Raw genomic sequence first — 14,230 nt, forward strand, 5'->3', positions numbered from 1 at the left:
GTCTGCAGCTTTTCGAAAATGTGCACTAGAACCAGGGTCGAACAGCCATGCCGTGCGTCTTCACCATTCCTCCCGGCGCGCCGTTCCTCGAAACCTTCGCAAGCGCGTTGCTCGACGGCCGGGTCGTTCCCGGCCTGTCGCGCGAATCCGGGCCGCTGGCTCTTGCGAAGACGACGATCTATGTGCCGACGCGCCGCGCCGGCCGCGCGCTCGCCGCCGAGCTGGCCCGCCAAAGCGACAATCCCGCCATTCTCCTGCCGCGCATCCTGCCGCTCGGCGCGCTCGACGGCGAGCGCGACGAGACGGCTTTCGACAATCCGCTCGATCCGGCTTTGCCCCGCGCGGCAGGCGACATCGAGCGGCGGATGATTCTGGGCGATCTCATTCTCGCCTGGGCGCGCAACTTGAGCCAGGCGATCGTCTCGATCGACGCCGACGGCGCCATCCGCCATGCGCCGGAAAGCCTGCTGGTGGCCGCCCATCCCGCCGACGCCTGGCGCCTCTCGGGCGATCTCGCCGCCCTGATCGACGAAATGATCATCGAAAATATCGACTGGGCGCGCCTGAAAAATATCAACGGCGAATTCGACGAATATTGGCGGATCACGCTCAACTTTCTCGACATTGCGATGAGGGCCTGGCCCGCCGTCCAGCAGGAGCGCGGCTTCGTCGACAAGGCGGCGCGCCAGCAGGCCTTGATCGCGCGCGCGATCGAAAAGGCGGCGCATGAAAGCGATCCTGTGATCGCCGTCGGTTCGACTGGGTCCAATATCGTCACCGCGCGTCTCTTGAAGGCGATCGCTTATGCGCCCCGGGGCGCGGTCGTCCTGCCGGGGCTCGATCTGCGCCTTGACGAAGAATCCTTCGCCGCCATCCGCAACGGCGACGAGCCCTGCGCCACCCATCCCCAGGCCTTTCTCGCCCGGCTGATCGAAACCATCGGCGTGACGCGCGCCGAAATCGTCACGCTCGGCGAAGCGCAAGGCGCGCAGGCCGCGCGCGACGCCTTTTGCTCCGAAGCTTTTCGGCCCGCCGACAGCACCGATCTGTGGCCGCGCTGGCGCGCCGCGCAAGAGCCGGGCGCGCTGGAGGCGGCGCTGGCCGGCGTGACGCTCGTCGAGGCGGCGGACGAGCGCGAGGAGGCTCTGGCCATCGCGGTCATTTTGCGCGAGGCGCTCGAACATGACGGCCTCACCGCGGCTCTGGCGACGCCGGATCGCGGCTTGGCGGAACGGGTGCGCGCCGAACTCTTGCGCTGGAATGTCGAGATCGACGATTCGGGCGGCGCTCCGCTCGCCGCTTCGCCCGCCGGCGCGCTATCGCGGCTGATCCTGCTGGCGCTCAAAGGCGCGGGCGCCGATTGGGCGGCGCTGGTTTCCCATCCCGCTTTCTCGCTCGGCCTCGGCGCAGAGGCCGAGCGGCTGGCGCGCCTGTTCGAGATTGGCGTGTTGCGCTGCGATGCAGCCGGCGATTTCTGGCGCGACCACATCGCGCCCGCGCGCGCGGCGGCCGGGGGCGAACACGCCCATCCGCGCCAGAGGGAAATTTCGGACGCCGACTGGGAAGCGCTCGAAAATTTCGCGGAAAAACTCGACGCCGCTTTCGCGCCCCTGCGCGCGCTCGCGCAAGCCGGCGAAACCGATCTAAAACCCTGGCTCGCGGCCCATCGCAAGGCTTTGGGCCTGATCGTCGCCGGCGATGAAAGCGTGCTGCCCGCGGGCGACGACGGCGCGGCGCTCGAAAGGCTTTTTGCCGAACTGGAAACTTCGGCCAACGCCACATTCACCTTTCACGCCGAGAGCTATGCGGCCTTTTTTGACGCCCTGATCGGCGAGCAGGTTTTACGCGGCGCGGCCCGCGCCCATCCGCGCCTCAAGATTCTTGGCCTGCTGGAGGCGCGCCTCATCGGGGTCGATCGACTTGTCATGGCGGGATTGGACGAGACGATCTGGCCGCCGCGCGGCGAGACCGACTGTTTCCTCAATCGGGCGATGCGCGCGCAACTCGGCCTGTCGTCGCCGGAGCGGCGGATCGGTCAGACCGCCCATGATTTCGTGCAGGGATTCGGAGCGCCGGAAGTGGTGTTGAGCCGGGCGAAAAAGCGCGGCGGCGCGCCGGCCACGCCCTCGCGCTTTCTTCAGCGCATGGAGGCGCTCGCCGGCGCCCCGATCTTCGAGGAGCTGCGCGCGCGCGGCGCCCGCTGGCTCGAACTGGCGCGCCAACTCGACGCTGCGCCGCTCGCGCCGCCTTTACGGCGGCCCGCGCCCGTACCGGACCTCGCTCTGCGCCCGAAAAAATTGTCGGTGACGCGAATCGAAACCTTGCGGCGCGATCCCTATGCCATCTATGCGGAGTTCATCTTAAGACTTCTAGCCCTGCCAGAGCTCGATCAGGAGTATGGCGCGCGGGAAATCGGTACGGCCCTGCATGAGGCGCTGGAGGAGTTCTGCCGGCGCCACCCCGCCGGACCTTTGCCGGAACATGCGCGCGACGAGTTGATCGGGCTGGCGCGGGACCGGCTCGCAGCCTTCGGTGCCGACCCGGAATTTTTGGCGTTCCGCTGGCCGCGCCTGCTGCAGGGGCTCGATGTTTTTCTCAGCTTTGAGGCGGAGCGGCGTCCTCTCATCGAGCGCGTCGAGGTCGAGCTTGGCGGACGCCTGCAAATTCCGCTCGGCGACGGTTCGGAATTCACCCTCACCGCCAAGGCTGACCGCATCGAACTGCTCAAGGACGGAACGGCGGCGGTCGTCGACTACAAAAGCGGGCGTGCGCCCTCGAACAAGGAAGTCGGCGCGGGCTGGTCGCCGCAACTCACCCTGGAGGCGGCCATGCTGTCGCAAGGCGCCTTTCACGGCGTGAGCATGCGCGAGGCAGCCGACGCCTTTTATGTTCCGCTTGGCGGCGGCAAGGACAAGGCGCGTCGGGTCGCCAATGGCAAGGGTGAGCCGTTGGGCGACCTCATCGCCGAACATTATGAAGCGCTCATCGAATTGCTGAACGATTTCCGCGATCCGAAAAAGGGCTATCCGGCGCGGCCGTTTCCGCAATTCGCCCTGCGCTATAATGATTACGACCATCTCGCGCGGACCCGCGAATGGTCGGCAGCGGGCGGTGAAGGCGGGGACGATTCATGAGCGGCGCGCGGAAAATTCCCGAGGCGACCCGGGCGCGGCAGGCTCTGGCGTCGGACCCTAAGAATTCCGCCTGGGTCTCCGCCAATGCCGGTTCCGGCAAGACCCATGTGCTGGCGCAAAGGGTCATCCGCCTGCTGCTCGCGGGCGTCGCGCCGGGGCGCATCCTGTGCCTGACTTTCACCAAGGCGGCCGCCGCCAATATGGCCGCGCGCGTGTTCCAGACGCTCGCGAAATGGACGGCGCTCGACGACGAGGCTCTGCGCGAGGCGATTGGCTCGACCGGCGCCGGGCGCCCGCGCGAGCGAAACGAACTCGATTTCGCGCGCAAACTTTTCGCCCGCGCCGTCGAGACGCCGGGCGGGTTGAAAATCCAGACCATCCACGCCTTCTGCGAGCGCGTCCTCCATGCCGCGCCCTTCGAGGCCAATGTCGCGGCCGGCTTTGCCGTGGTCGAGGATGTCGAGCAGCAGCAATTGATCGCGCGCGCCCGCCGCGAAACGCTGCGCCAGGCCGAACATGACCAAAGGCTCGGCGCGGCGCTGGCGCGCGTCGCGCAGGACGCAGGCCTCGTCTTCGACAAGCTGCTCAATGAGGCCCTTTCGCGCCGCGCCGCGTTCCGCGCCGCCGCGCCCGGGGCTTTGAGCGCTGCGCTCGGCGTCGCGCCCGGAGAGACGCCGGAAGCCTTGCGCGGCGCGATGCTGGAACAGGGCGTCGGACCGCGACGCTGGCTCGATTTCGCGGCTTTCCTGCGTGGCGGCAAGAAGACGGATGCGGCGAACGCCGAGGCCTTCGAGCAGGCGCATCGCGCATGGAAGGCCGGCGCGTTCGATGCGGCGCGGGAGGCCTTGTTCACCGTCTTCTTCACCCTCAAGGGCGAGCCGGCGAAAAAATTGCTGACCGCCGATCTGGCCAAAGCGCGGCCCGATCTCCTCGACGAACTCACACGCGAGCAAGACCGGCTGAACATGCTGCGTGGAAAAATCAAGGCGGCGGAAACCGCCGAGCGCAGCCTTGCCTTGATCGTCGTCGTCAACGCCATTCTCGACCGCTATGAATCGATCAAGGCCGAGCGGCAGATTCTCGATTTCGAGGATCTCATCGCCCGTACGGGCGAGATGCTGAAGCGCTCCTCGGCGCGCTGGATATTGCAAAAACTTGACGCCGGGATCGACCATATTCTGGTCGATGAAGCGCAGGACACCAGCGCCGCGCAATGGGACATTCTCGATCTGCTGTCGGGGGATTTTTTCGCCGGCGCGGGTCAGGCGCGCCGCCTGCGCAGCTTTTTCGCGGTGGGCGACGAGAAGCAGTCGATCTTTTCCTTTCAAGGCGCCGAGCCGAAACTGTTCGCGACGAAGAAGGCGGAGTTTCAGAAACGCGCGAAGGCCGCGCAAATGCCTTTCGAGCCGGTTGAATTGACGCTCTCCTTCCGCTCGGCGCCCGGCGTGCTCGAAGCCGTGGACAAGGTGTTCGAGAAGCCGGAGCATTTTCGTGGCCTGTCGGCGCAGGAAGACCATGTCCGCACCGTGCATGAGGCGCTCAAGCGCGACCTGCCGGCGCGGATCGAAATCTGGAATGTGATCGAGCCCGGCGAAAAGGAGGAAAGCCGCGACTGGCGCCTGCCGCTCGATTTTCGCGACGAGGCCGATCCGCCCGTCGCCGACGCGCGGCGCATCGCCGAGACGATCCGGCTCTGGCTCCAGCCCGGTTCCGGCGAGACCGTTCACGAAGACGGCGCGCGCCGCGCGCTCAGGCCCGGCGATATCATGATCCTGGTGCGCCGCCGCGACGCCTTTTTCGACGCCATGATCCGCGCCCTGCGCGAAAAAGGCGTGCCGGCGGCGGGCGCCGACCGGCTCCAGCTCGCCCAACATATCGCCGTGATGGACCTCGTCGCCATTGGCCGCGCGGCGCTGCTGCCGGAGGACGATCTGACCCTCGCCACAGCGCTCAAGACACCGGTCTTCGGTTTCGATGACGAGGATCTGCTTTGTGTCGCGCCTTTGCGGCGCGGCGCGCTGCAAGAGGCTTTGCGCGCGTCCGGCGAAAAGCGATTTCAGGAGGCCTGCGCCCGACTCGATCTGTTGCGCCGCCTCGGCCGCGCCCTGCCGCCCTTCGCCTTTTTCGCGCGTCTCCTCGGCCCGCTCGGCGCCCGTCGCGCCTTTCTGTCGCGGCTCGGCCCGGAGGCGGGCGACGCGCTCGACGAATTCCTCAATCTGGCTTTTGCCCACGAGCGCGCCCGCGCGCCTTCGCTCGCCGCTTTTCTCGGCGAGGTCGCGGGCCTCGACGTTTCGATCAAGCGCGACATGGACCTCACTTCTTCCTTCGTGCGGGTGATGACGGTCCACGCCGCCAAGGGACTGGAAGCGAAAATCGTCTTTTTGCCGGACGTCTGCGGCGCGCCCGCCGCCAATCAGGACGGCGCGCTTTTCCCTCTGGCGACCGCGAAAGGCGATCAGCTCGCCTGGTCGCCGAAAAAGGATTTCGATTGCGCCGCGGTGGCGGATGCGCGCCAAAAACGGCAGGAACTTGCGGGCGAGGAATATCGCCGGCTGCTCTATGTCGCGATGACCCGGGCCGAGGAGCGCCTCTATGTCGCGGGCCATCGCGGCGCCCGCGCGATTGCGCCGGAAAGCTGGCGGGCGATGATCGAGAACGCTCTGGGGGAAGGCGCCGTCGAGGCTCCCGCGCCCTGGGGTGGGGACGAGAAGGTTATGCGTTTCGGGCCGCCGGAAACGGTCCTGGAAGCGCCCGCCGCCGCGCCGGCTCGGGAGGAAACGCGCGCCGCCCCGCCGCCGGCCTGGCTGTTCGCGCCCGCCGCCGCCGAACTTGCCGCGCCGCCGCCGCTGCGGCCTTCGAGCGCGTTCGAGGGCGCCGACCAGCGCGCGGCGGAGGCCGCACCCTCGCCGCAGCGCGCGCAGGCCCTGGAAGAAGGGCGTCTCGTCCATCGCCTGCTGCAATTCCTCCCTGACCTGCCCCGGGACGCCCGCCGCGCGGCCGCGCTGCGCGACCTTGCGGCGCAGGGGCCTGGCGCCGGGCGCGTGGAAAAACTTGTCGCGGCGGCGATCGCCGTGCTGGACGATCCGCGGCTTGAGCCCCTGTTCGGGGCAAGGTCGATCGCCGAAGCGCGCATCGCCGCGCGCCTCGAAAAGCCCGGCGGCGGCTTTGTCGAAATCGTCGGCGCCATCGACCGCATGGCGGAAACGGAAGACGGCGTGTGGCTCGCCGACTACAAGACCGGCGCGCCAAGCCCGGAGCGCCGTCCGGCTCATGTCGCCCAGCTTGCGCTTTATCGCGCCGGCGCGGCGCGGCTCTATCCGGGGAAACGAGTGCGCTGCGTCCTGATTCATGCCGGCGGGCCCGTGGTGGAGGAAATTCCCGCCGCCGAACTCGACGCGGCCCTGGAGGCCGCCCTGCGCCTCCCCGGCAAATCGAATTAGAAATTTTCTAAACAAGCGGGATTTGATTGCGCGATGGCGGCCGATAAAGAAACTCGGCGGCATTGGAGGTCGAAACATGAAGAAACTGCCGTCCCGCGCCCTGCTCGCCGCCGCCGTCCTTCTCGGCGCGGAAACCCTTGCCTTGGCCAAGGAAACACCGGTTGGCGCGCCGCAAATCATCGGCGGCATGGAGGTCGGCGCGGTCTATCTTCAGCCGATCGAGATGGATCCGCCGGGGATGATGCTCCCGGTCAAGGAGTCCGACATCCATCTCGAAGCCGATATCCATGCGACCAAAAACAATCCCAATGGTTTTGCGACGGGCGACTGGATGCCCTATCTCGTCGTCAAATACCAGCTGACCAAGGAAGGCGCGGCCGAGAAACGCGCCGGCGACCTCATGCCGATGACGGCGTCCGACGGCCCGCATTATGGCGACAATGTCAAGCTGATGGGGCCAGGCCGCTACAAGCTCGTCCTCCATATCGAGCCGCCGAGCGACAATCCCCGCGTTCATTTCGGCCGCCATGTCGACAAGGAAACCGGGGTCGGGCCCTGGTTCAAGCCCTTCGACGCCACATTCGAATTCACTTATGCCGGAACGGGTAAGAAAGGCGCCTATTGACATGAAATCCGGCGCTCTGCTTTGCCTGATCGTTCTTCTCGGCGCGCCCGCCGGCGCCGCGCGCGCCGACGATGCGCCGACCTTCCGCATCGAATTCGCCGACGGCAAGTTCGAGCCGCGCCGGCTCGAAGTGCCGGCCAACAAGACCTTCGAGATCGAGTTGGTCAACAAGGGCAAGGGGCCGGCGGAATTCGAGAGCAAGCAATTGCACAAGGAAAAGGTGCTGGCGCCCGGCGCGACCACCACGATGGTCATTCGCAATCTCGACCCCGGCGAATATGATTTTTTCGACGATTTCCATCCGGAAACGCCGCCCGCCGTGCTGGTCGCGAAATGAGCTTTGGCCGGGGAGGAGTCTGAAGTGGGTCAGTACGGCAATATCGTCTTCATCGTCTGGCGCGAGAGCATCGAAGCCTTGCTGGTCATCGGCATTCTACAGGCCTGGCTCGGACATCAAGGCGAGGAAGGGCGCACGCGCGGCCGCCTTTTTTTGTGGGCGGGCGTCGGCGCCGGCCTGCTCGGCGCGGCGGCGCTCGGCGCGACGATCATGCTGTTCGGCGACGAACTCGACGACGACAAGCAACAGATGTTCCAGACCGGGCTGATGCTGCTGGCCTGCGTCCTGATCGTGCAGATGGTGTTCTGGATGCGGCGGCACGGCCGCACCCTCAAGCGCGACCTCGAAACCGCGCTCCAGAAGGCCGCCGACAATTCCAACTGGTGGGGCGTCTTCACCCTTGCGGCCATCGCCGTGGCGCGCGAGGGCGCCGAAACCGTGGTCTTCCTCGCCGGCACGCTTTCCGCCGCGCGCGGGACGGCGCTGATCTCGGCGGGCGTCGCCGTCCTGGGCGGCTTCGCGCTCGCGGTCCTGACCTATGCCGCTTTGCAATGGGGCAGCCGCATCCTGTCATGGCGGCTGTTCTTTCGGATCACCGAGGTCATGCTGCTCCTGCTTGCCGGTTCGCTGCTGCTGAATTCCGCCGACAATCTCACCTCCCTTGGCTTGCTGCCGCGCCTCTCCGGCCATTTGTGGGACGCCTCCGCCTGGCTTTCGGACGGCGGCGGCTTCGGCGGCCTGTTCTCCTCGCTCACCGGCTGGCGGGCGCGGCCGGATCTCACCGAACTCCTTGTGTTCCTTAGCTATTGGATCGCCATAGCATGGTTGTTGTATCGACCTCGGACCGCGTCGCAGTGAGCGCCGCGCTCCAACAACCTTCCCGGATCGACGCCGCTTTGGCCCGGCTCGGGATCTGGCTGCGCGATCATCAAAAACTCATCCGCCGCCTGCAATGGGCGGTGGTTGGCGTCTATGCCGTGCTGCTGGTCGTCCCCGCCGTGCTGCCGCTGCCCCAGGGCGCCGCCCATATCTGGAACAACGCCACCTTATTCGCGCAATTCGCGTTCTGGGGCGTCTGGTGGCCCTTCGTCCTCATCTCGATGGTGCTGGTCGGGCGGCTGTGGTGCGGGCTCTTGTGCCCGGAAGGGGCGCTGACCGAGCGCGCGGCCGAACATGGGCGCGGCGGCGCCATCCCGCATTGGCTGCAATGGAAGGGATGGCCCTTCGTCGCTTTCGTGCTGACGACGGTCTATGGCCAGATGACCAGCGTCTATCAATATCCCGGCCCCGCGCTGCTGGTGCTCGGCGGCTCGACATTCGCCGCGATCGGCGTCGGCTATTTCTGGGGCCGCAGCAAGCGCGTGTGGTGCCGTTTCCTGTGCCCGGTCAACGGCGTCTTCAACCTGCTCGCCAAATTGGCGCCGGTGCATTTCCGGGTCGATCGCGAGGCTTGGGCCCATTGGCCGAAACAGCGCGGCGACCATTCCGCGGCGCTGAATTGCGCGCCTTTGGTTCCGGTGCGCGCCATGCGCGGCGCCGGAACCTGCCATATGTGCGGGCGCTGCAGCGACTATCGCGGCGCGGTGACCCTCGCGCGGCGCTCGCCCAACCACGAGATCGTCCATGTCGCCGGGGACATGACCAATCCCTGGCAGAGCGCGCTGATCCTGTTCGGCCTGCTCGGCGTCGCCGCGGCCGCTTTCCATTGGACCAATTCCGATCTCTATGTCTCGATAAAGCAATTTCTCGCCGACCGGCTCGCCAGTCACAATCTGATCTGGCCGATGGAGCCGGTCCTGCCCTGGTATGTGCTGACCAATTATCCCCAGATCAACGACACGATGACCCCGCTCGATGGCGTGACGCTGTTCATCTATATCGGCGCCATCACCTTGGCGATGGGATTTGCGTTGAGCTTTTTCCTCGCTTTGGCGGCGCGGGCCTGCGGCCCGTGGTCGTCCAAGACCTTCCATCATTTCGCGCAAGGCCTGATCCCCGTCGCCGGCTGCGGCGTCTTCCTCGGACTGTCCTCGCTCACCGTGACCATGCTCAAGGCTGAGGGAATCGTTCCGCCCTTCCTCGACGCCCTGCGCGCCATGCTGCTGATCGGCGCGGGCGTTTGGTCGCTGTGGCTCGCCTGGAGCATCGCGCGGACCAAGACGACAGCGCTCGCGCGCCAGCTTGCCGCGACCTTCGCCTTTGCCGGCGCGACCTCTCTGGGCTGCCTCGTCTGGGCGTCGCTGTTCTGGAAACTCGTCTAGCGCCGCTGCGATCACGCCTCGTTATTTGGGTCGGGACCCGCCTGCGAAAGCCGAACGGCGAGCCCGCCCAAAGTGGAACGCGAAAAGTCCATGCGCCAGCCATAGGCGTCGAGAATGTCCGTCGCGATCGCGAGACCGAGACCGGCGCCGCCGCCCTGGTCAAGTCTTCCGCCGCGCCGGCGCGCGATTTTCTCAAGCGCGGGATCGAGGCCTGGCCCGTCGTCTTCGATCCTTATCGAGGGGCCCGAAACTTCGCTGCTCCAGGACACGCGGACTTGCGACGCCGCGTGCCGGGTCGCGTTGTCGAGCAGATTGCCCAGGAGTTCGGTGAGGTCCAGACGCTCGAATGGCGCCGATACGCTGGGCCCGATCGCGTTTACATAGGCGATCTTTTCCCCTTTTTCGGTGCGGCCCAAGGTTCGGATCAAGGCGTCCACAACCTCTTTCAACGGCGTCGCGCAGCGCCCGCTCCGCGTTGCGGCGGCGCCGATGCGCGCGCGCGCCAGTTCGCGCTCGATATGGCGCCGCATCGTCTCGCCGATCGAGTCCAGGGCGTCGGCGATTTCCGCGTCGCCTTTGCGTCGCAAGGTTCGCGCCTCGCCGGCCAGACCCGCCAGCGGCGTCTTGAGGCCGTGGGCGAGATCGGCCGCGCGGCTGCGCGCGTGCTCCAAGGCGCGTTCCTGAGCGGACAGCAATTGATTGACCTCGCGAACCAGCGGCATCACCTCGTCCGGGGCGTCCTCGGCAAGACGGTGGCGTTGGCCGGCGACGGTTTCGGCGATTTGCTGTCGCAGGCGCCGCAGCGGACGCAGGCCCAGGCTGAGCTGAAGCCATGTCGCGAGGCCGAGAAAGAGGGCGAGCGCGGCCAGGCTCAGGACCAGATCGGCGACGAAAGCGTCGCGGGCCTGGCGCAGGCGCGTGAGGTCGCTGGCGACGATGACGCGGGCGGCGAGCCGGCCTCGCGGCGTCGGAACCAGGATGCGTCGCTCGACGAGCAGCAGAAGCTTGCCGCCCGGCCCCTGAACCTGGTGATAATGGGTCAGGCCTTCGCTCAGCCGGTCTTGCGGGGGCGTAAGAGTCGTGTCCCAGAGCGAGCGCGAGCGCAGCAGCGCGCCTTCCGAGCTGACCTGCCAATAGAGCCCTGAGAGGGGCTCGTCGAAACGCGGATTCTGAGGCGCGCGCGCCATGACGAGCTTGCCGGCGGCGTCGATTTCGAGTCCGCCGATGAGCTGGCGGAGATCGGTTTCGAGGTCGTCGGACAAAGTGCGATAGACATGGCGCTCGAACAGAAACGTCAGGCCCGCGCCCGCGGTCGCGAGCGCCAGGCAGATCGCCAAGGCCCCGGCGAGTGCGAGGCGAAGTCGGAGCGAGCGCCGCGTCACCCTGGATTTTCCGGCATCAGATAACCAAAGCCCCGCCGGGTCTCGATCCATTTGCCGCCTATCTTGCGGCGGACCCGGCCGACCAGGACCTCTATGGCGTTGGAGGATTGTTCGTCCTGTCCGTAGACGTTTTCGAGCAGCTCCTGCTGGGGCACGACGCGCCCCCGGCGCAGCATGAGATAAGCCACCAGCCGGTATTCGAGCGGCGACAGATCGACCGGCGCGCCGCCGAGGCTCAATTTCATCGCGCGCTCATCGAGGATGAGTTCGCCGACCGAAGCGATCGAGGACGCATGGCCGGCGGATCGCCGGATGATCGAGCGCAGGCGCGCCAGCAGTTCCTCCATGCGGAACGGCTTGGCGAGATAATCGTCCGCCCCGGCGTCGATGCCCTCGACCTTTTCGCTCCATGAGCCGCGCGCCGTCAGCACCAGAACGGGCGTCGTCCGGCCATTCTCGCGCCAGCGTTTCAGCACCGCCAAACCGTCCATGCGCGGCAAGCCGAGGTCGAGCACGACGGCGACATAATCCTCGGTATCGCCGAGGAACCAGGCGTCCTCTCCGTCCTTGGCGCGCTGCACGACATAGCCGGACGCCGTGAGGGCGTGGGCGACGTCTCCGGCGATCCGGTCGTCATCCTCGACGAGCAGGATGCGCATCAATGGTCTCCCTCATTCGTGACTTCGCCCGTGGCCGCGTCGACCTCGATCTCGCGCAAACTGCCCTGGCCATCGATGACGCGGAATTCGTAAACCCAGACGCCACGCTCGTGTTCGAGCTTCACTTTGACGATCTCGCCGGGCAGGCGTCCCTTGAGCCGGACGAGAATGGTTTCGAGCGGCAGGATGGCGCCTTTTTCGACGGCGGCGCGCGCGTCGTCCTGGTCGGGACGACCCGCTTCCGCCGCCGCCGGAACAGGCGCGGCAGGAAAAAGCGGCAAAGCGAATAGCGCCAAAGCGAATAGCGCCGGGTGCGCGCGCGACAAGATAGAACCCTCCTCAGTCCATTCATGATCATCGCCGATCGAAGCTGACAAGTCGCTGACGACGATCATCAGCCGGCTGTCATGCGGCCTCCCCCATAACTCCCGCCATCGCCCGGCGACATCGGACCGGGCGCATGAAAGGGACACAGATGCGCAAATTGACCGTTCTCGCGAGCATTGCCGCCCTGGCTGGCGGCGTCGGCGCCGCCCAGGCCGAAAGCCTCGGCCGCCCTTGCACCGACAAGCCGGCGCAGGCCTATCTCTCGCTCGACGCATTGAAGGCCAAGGTGACCGAACAAGGCTATCAGATCCGTGACGCCGAAATCAAAAAGGCTTGCGGCGAATTCTACGTGATCGACAAGACCGGCAAGAAGGGCGAGCTTTTCGTCGACCCGACGACGGGCGTGATCGTCGCGGGCGGCGATGCCTCGGGCGTCGCCAAGGAGGCCGGCAAGTCCGCGGAAAAGGACGACGATTGATGGCCGCTCCGGCGATGACCGGGCAGGCCGGCGGCGTGACGCCGCCGGCCACGGTCGCGGTGTGGGACCCTTTCGTCCGTCTGTTCCATTGGAGTCTCGTCGCGCTGTTCACGATCGCCTTCGTGACCGGCGACGAAATCGCCTGGCTCCACCTATGGGCAGGCTATGCGATCGCGTCGCTCGTGATCCTGCGGATTATCTGGGGCTTCGTCGGGCCGCGCCATGCGCGTTTCGCCAATTTCCTGCGACCGCTCGGCGACGTTCTGGCGTTCCTGCGCCAGAGTCTGCGTCTCAAGGCTCCACGCCATATCGGGCACAATCCCGCCGGCGGATATATGATCCTCGTCATGTTCGGCCTGCTGACCTATCTGACCATGACCGGCATGTTGTTGACAACAGACGCTTTTTGGGGGTCGCATCTGTTGAAGGAGGCGCATGAGGCCGGCGCTTACGCCATGGTCGGCCTTGTGGCGCTCCATCTTGCGGGCGTCGCGCTCGCAAGCGTCGAGCATGGCGAAAACCTCGTCCGCGCCATGGTCACCGGCCGGAAGCGCGCGCCGGACGAGAAAACCATTCGTTGACCTCGCGATCGCCGCCGCGTCCACAAATATCGCGGCGGCGAGGGCCAGGAAGGCGTTTTTGCGCTAGAATGCATCCGGGAGACGCAAAGGTCCCCATCCGAGCGAGGAGGCCGCAATGTTCCGCACGATCGAGGGGCTTCCCCCCGGCGTTCTGGGCCTTGAGGCCCATGGGCGCGTGACCCATGCAGATTATCGGGATTCCTTGACCCCGCAACTGGAGGCGGCCGCGGCCCATGGTCCGGTCAGCATGATCTACGCCATCGCCGAGGATTTCGAGGGGTTCGATCTCGAAGCCATGTGGGACGACGCCAGCGTCGGCCTGCGCCACTGGAAGGATTTTCGCCGCGTGGCGGTGGTGGCCGATCAGGCGTGGCTGCGAACCGCCGTAAGCCTGTTCGCGCCGATCTATCCTTGCGAATTCCGGCTGTTCAAGCGGTCGGAGCTCGCGGCGGCCAAGGACTGGAACGCCCGGCCGCCGGAGACGAAGTGACCGCGCGGGCCAGGGACGTCAGGATTTCTTGAGCGCGTCCGAATCGACGCTGGCGTTGATAGTCGACATTTCATTCATCATCGCTTCATAGTCGCGCCACAGCTCGGCCTTGACGAAGCCCCAGGAATCCTTGTTCTGGGCGGCCTTCGAAATTTTGGCGCGCAGGGCGTCGTTTTTCTTTTCGATGTCATTGGCGAATTTGCGCCGCAGATCGGAGAAGCTGCCGGTTTCCTGGAATTCACGGGTGCGCTTGCGCAAAGCTTCGGTAAGCTTTTCGAGCTTTTCGTTGAGCTGCTGAATTTCTTTGTCCGGCATCGCAAGCGCCTCCCGTAACTCATTGATCTGCGCGGGCCGTCCCAGCGGATTCGCCTCGCCGATGGCTCGGCCGGTCCACACATCCGACATATAGGTCGGGGAGCGGGCACGGGCAACGCCGTTGCGCATTGGACTTCCGAATTGGAGGCGACGCGCCGGCGCAAAATCGACATAATGGCCAGCGAATCTTTCAGCCCTCTT

Annotated in this window: 13 protein-coding genes; 9 read left to right on the forward strand and 4 right to left on the reverse strand. The window is 66.3% G+C overall.

What is annotated here, in order from left to right; genetic code table 11:
• Window positions 1-47 precede the first annotated feature (47 nt).
• From addB to K2U94_RS04275, 6 genes are all read left to right on the forward strand, one after another.
• Complete coding sequence (gene addB / locus K2U94_RS04250; RefSeq protein WP_243066016.1) at window positions 48-3,134, forward strand: double-strand break repair protein AddB; 3,087 nt, start codon at window positions 48-50, stop codon at window positions 3,132-3,134.
• Window positions 3,131-6,574, forward strand: a complete 3,444-nt coding sequence (gene addA, locus K2U94_RS04255; protein WP_243066017.1) for a double-strand break repair helicase AddA — start codon at window positions 3,131-3,133, stop codon at window positions 6,572-6,574. Before addB ends, addA begins: the two co-directional genes overlap by 4 nt.
• A 76-nt stretch (window positions 6,575-6,650) precedes the next feature.
• Window positions 6,651-7,199 (forward strand): iron transporter, encoded by a 549-nt coding sequence (locus K2U94_RS04260; protein WP_243066018.1) that lies wholly within the window; start codon window positions 6,651-6,653, stop codon window positions 7,197-7,199.
• A 1-nt stretch (window position 7,200) separates the two neighbouring features.
• Window positions 7,201-7,536 carry a cupredoxin domain-containing protein gene (locus tag K2U94_RS04265; RefSeq protein WP_243066019.1) on the forward strand — a complete coding sequence of 112 codons (336 nt, stop codon included), beginning with the start codon at window positions 7,201-7,203 and terminating at the stop codon, window positions 7,534-7,536.
• 24 nt (window positions 7,537-7,560) lie between these two features.
• Window positions 7,561-8,394 carry an FTR1 family iron permease gene (locus tag K2U94_RS04270; RefSeq protein WP_243066020.1) on the forward strand — a complete coding sequence of 278 codons (834 nt, stop codon included), beginning with the start codon at window positions 7,561-7,563 and terminating at the stop codon, window positions 8,392-8,394.
• Window positions 8,358-9,797: a 4Fe-4S binding protein gene (locus tag K2U94_RS04275; protein WP_243066021.1), complete on the forward strand. Its 1,440-nt coding sequence runs from the start codon at window positions 8,358-8,360 to the stop codon at window positions 9,795-9,797. Before K2U94_RS04270 ends, K2U94_RS04275 begins: the two co-directional genes overlap by 37 nt.
• 11 nt (window positions 9,798-9,808) lie before the next feature.
• Here the strand turns inward: K2U94_RS04275 and K2U94_RS04280 are convergent, their stop codons facing one another.
• From K2U94_RS04280 to K2U94_RS04290, 3 genes are read right to left on the reverse strand one after another with little or no spacing between them, the layout of a single operon-like run.
• Entirely contained in the window at window positions 9,809-11,179 is a 1,371-nt protein-coding gene (locus K2U94_RS04280) for an ATP-binding protein (protein WP_243066022.1), read from the reverse strand.
• The gene (locus tag K2U94_RS04285) at window positions 11,176-11,838 is read right to left on the reverse strand and encodes a response regulator transcription factor (protein ID WP_243066023.1); all 663 of its coding nucleotides are present in this window, start codon (window positions 11,836-11,838) and stop codon (window positions 11,176-11,178) included. The genes K2U94_RS04280 and K2U94_RS04285 overlap by 4 nt, the downstream gene beginning before the upstream one ends.
• A complete protein-coding gene (locus tag K2U94_RS04290; RefSeq protein ID WP_243066024.1) occupies window positions 11,838-12,164 on the reverse strand; it encodes a PepSY domain-containing protein in 327 nt (108 codons plus the stop codon). Before K2U94_RS04290 ends, K2U94_RS04285 begins: the two co-directional genes overlap by 1 nt.
• Window positions 12,165-12,298: 134 nt before the next feature.
• On the opposite strand from K2U94_RS04290, the gene K2U94_RS04295 reads away from it, so the two are divergent.
• The 3 genes from K2U94_RS04295 to K2U94_RS04305 all read left to right on the forward strand — a co-directional run bounded on the left by K2U94_RS04295 (window position 12,299) and on the right by K2U94_RS04305 (window position 13,714).
• Window positions 12,299-12,643, forward strand: a complete 345-nt coding sequence (locus K2U94_RS04295) for a PepSY domain-containing protein (RefSeq protein WP_243066025.1) — start codon at window positions 12,299-12,301, stop codon at window positions 12,641-12,643.
• Entirely contained in the window at window positions 12,643-13,224 is a 582-nt protein-coding gene (locus K2U94_RS04300; protein ID WP_243066026.1) for a cytochrome b/b6 domain-containing protein, read from the forward strand. Before K2U94_RS04295 ends, K2U94_RS04300 begins: the two co-directional genes overlap by 1 nt.
• A gap of 115 nt (window positions 13,225-13,339) precedes the next feature.
• Complete coding sequence (locus K2U94_RS04305; protein ID WP_243066027.1) at window positions 13,340-13,714, forward strand: SpoIIAA family protein; 375 nt, start codon at window positions 13,340-13,342, stop codon at window positions 13,712-13,714.
• Window positions 13,715-13,732: 18 nt separating this feature from the next.
• Here the strand turns inward: K2U94_RS04305 and K2U94_RS04310 are convergent, their stop codons facing one another.
• Window positions 13,733-14,158, reverse strand: coding sequence for a hypothetical protein (locus tag K2U94_RS04310; protein WP_243066028.1), 426 nt, complete (start codon window positions 14,156-14,158; stop codon window positions 13,733-13,735).
• Between the last annotated feature and the right edge of the window lie 72 nt (window positions 14,159-14,230).

Origin of the sequence: Candidatus Rhodoblastus alkanivorans (assembly GCF_022760755.1) — a bacterium.
Classification (GTDB): Bacteria; Pseudomonadota; Alphaproteobacteria; order Rhizobiales; family Beijerinckiaceae; genus Rhodoblastus; species Rhodoblastus alkanivorans.

Excerpts from the sequence above, each read along its gene's own strand:
- addB (WP_243066016.1), top strand. The coding sequence starts at position 48 with ATGCCGTGCGTCTTCACCATTCCTCCCGGCGCGCCGTTCCTCGAAACC.
- addA (WP_243066017.1), top strand. The coding sequence starts at position 3,131 with ATGAGCGGCGCGCGGAAAATTCCCGAGGCGACCCGGGCGCGGCAGGCT.
- K2U94_RS04260 (WP_243066018.1), top strand. The coding sequence starts at position 6,651 with ATGAAGAAACTGCCGTCCCGCGCCCTGCTCGCCGCCGCCGTCCTTCTC.
- K2U94_RS04265 (WP_243066019.1), top strand. The coding sequence starts at position 7,201 with ATGAAATCCGGCGCTCTGCTTTGCCTGATCGTTCTTCTCGGCGCGCCC.
- K2U94_RS04275 (WP_243066021.1), top strand. The coding sequence starts at position 8,358 with ATGGTTGTTGTATCGACCTCGGACCGCGTCGCAGTGAGCGCCGCGCTC.
- K2U94_RS04285 (WP_243066023.1), bottom strand. The coding sequence starts at position 11,838 with ATGCGCATCCTGCTCGTCGAGGATGACGACCGGATCGCCGGAGACGTC.
- K2U94_RS04295 (WP_243066025.1), top strand. The coding sequence starts at position 12,299 with ATGAAAGGGACACAGATGCGCAAATTGACCGTTCTCGCGAGCATTGCC.
- K2U94_RS04300 (WP_243066026.1), top strand. The coding sequence starts at position 12,643 with ATGGCCGCTCCGGCGATGACCGGGCAGGCCGGCGGCGTGACGCCGCCG.
- K2U94_RS04305 (WP_243066027.1), top strand. The coding sequence starts at position 13,340 with ATGTTCCGCACGATCGAGGGGCTTCCCCCCGGCGTTCTGGGCCTTGAG.
- K2U94_RS04310 (WP_243066028.1), bottom strand. The coding sequence starts at position 14,158 with ATGCGCAACGGCGTTGCCCGTGCCCGCTCCCCGACCTATATGTCGGAT.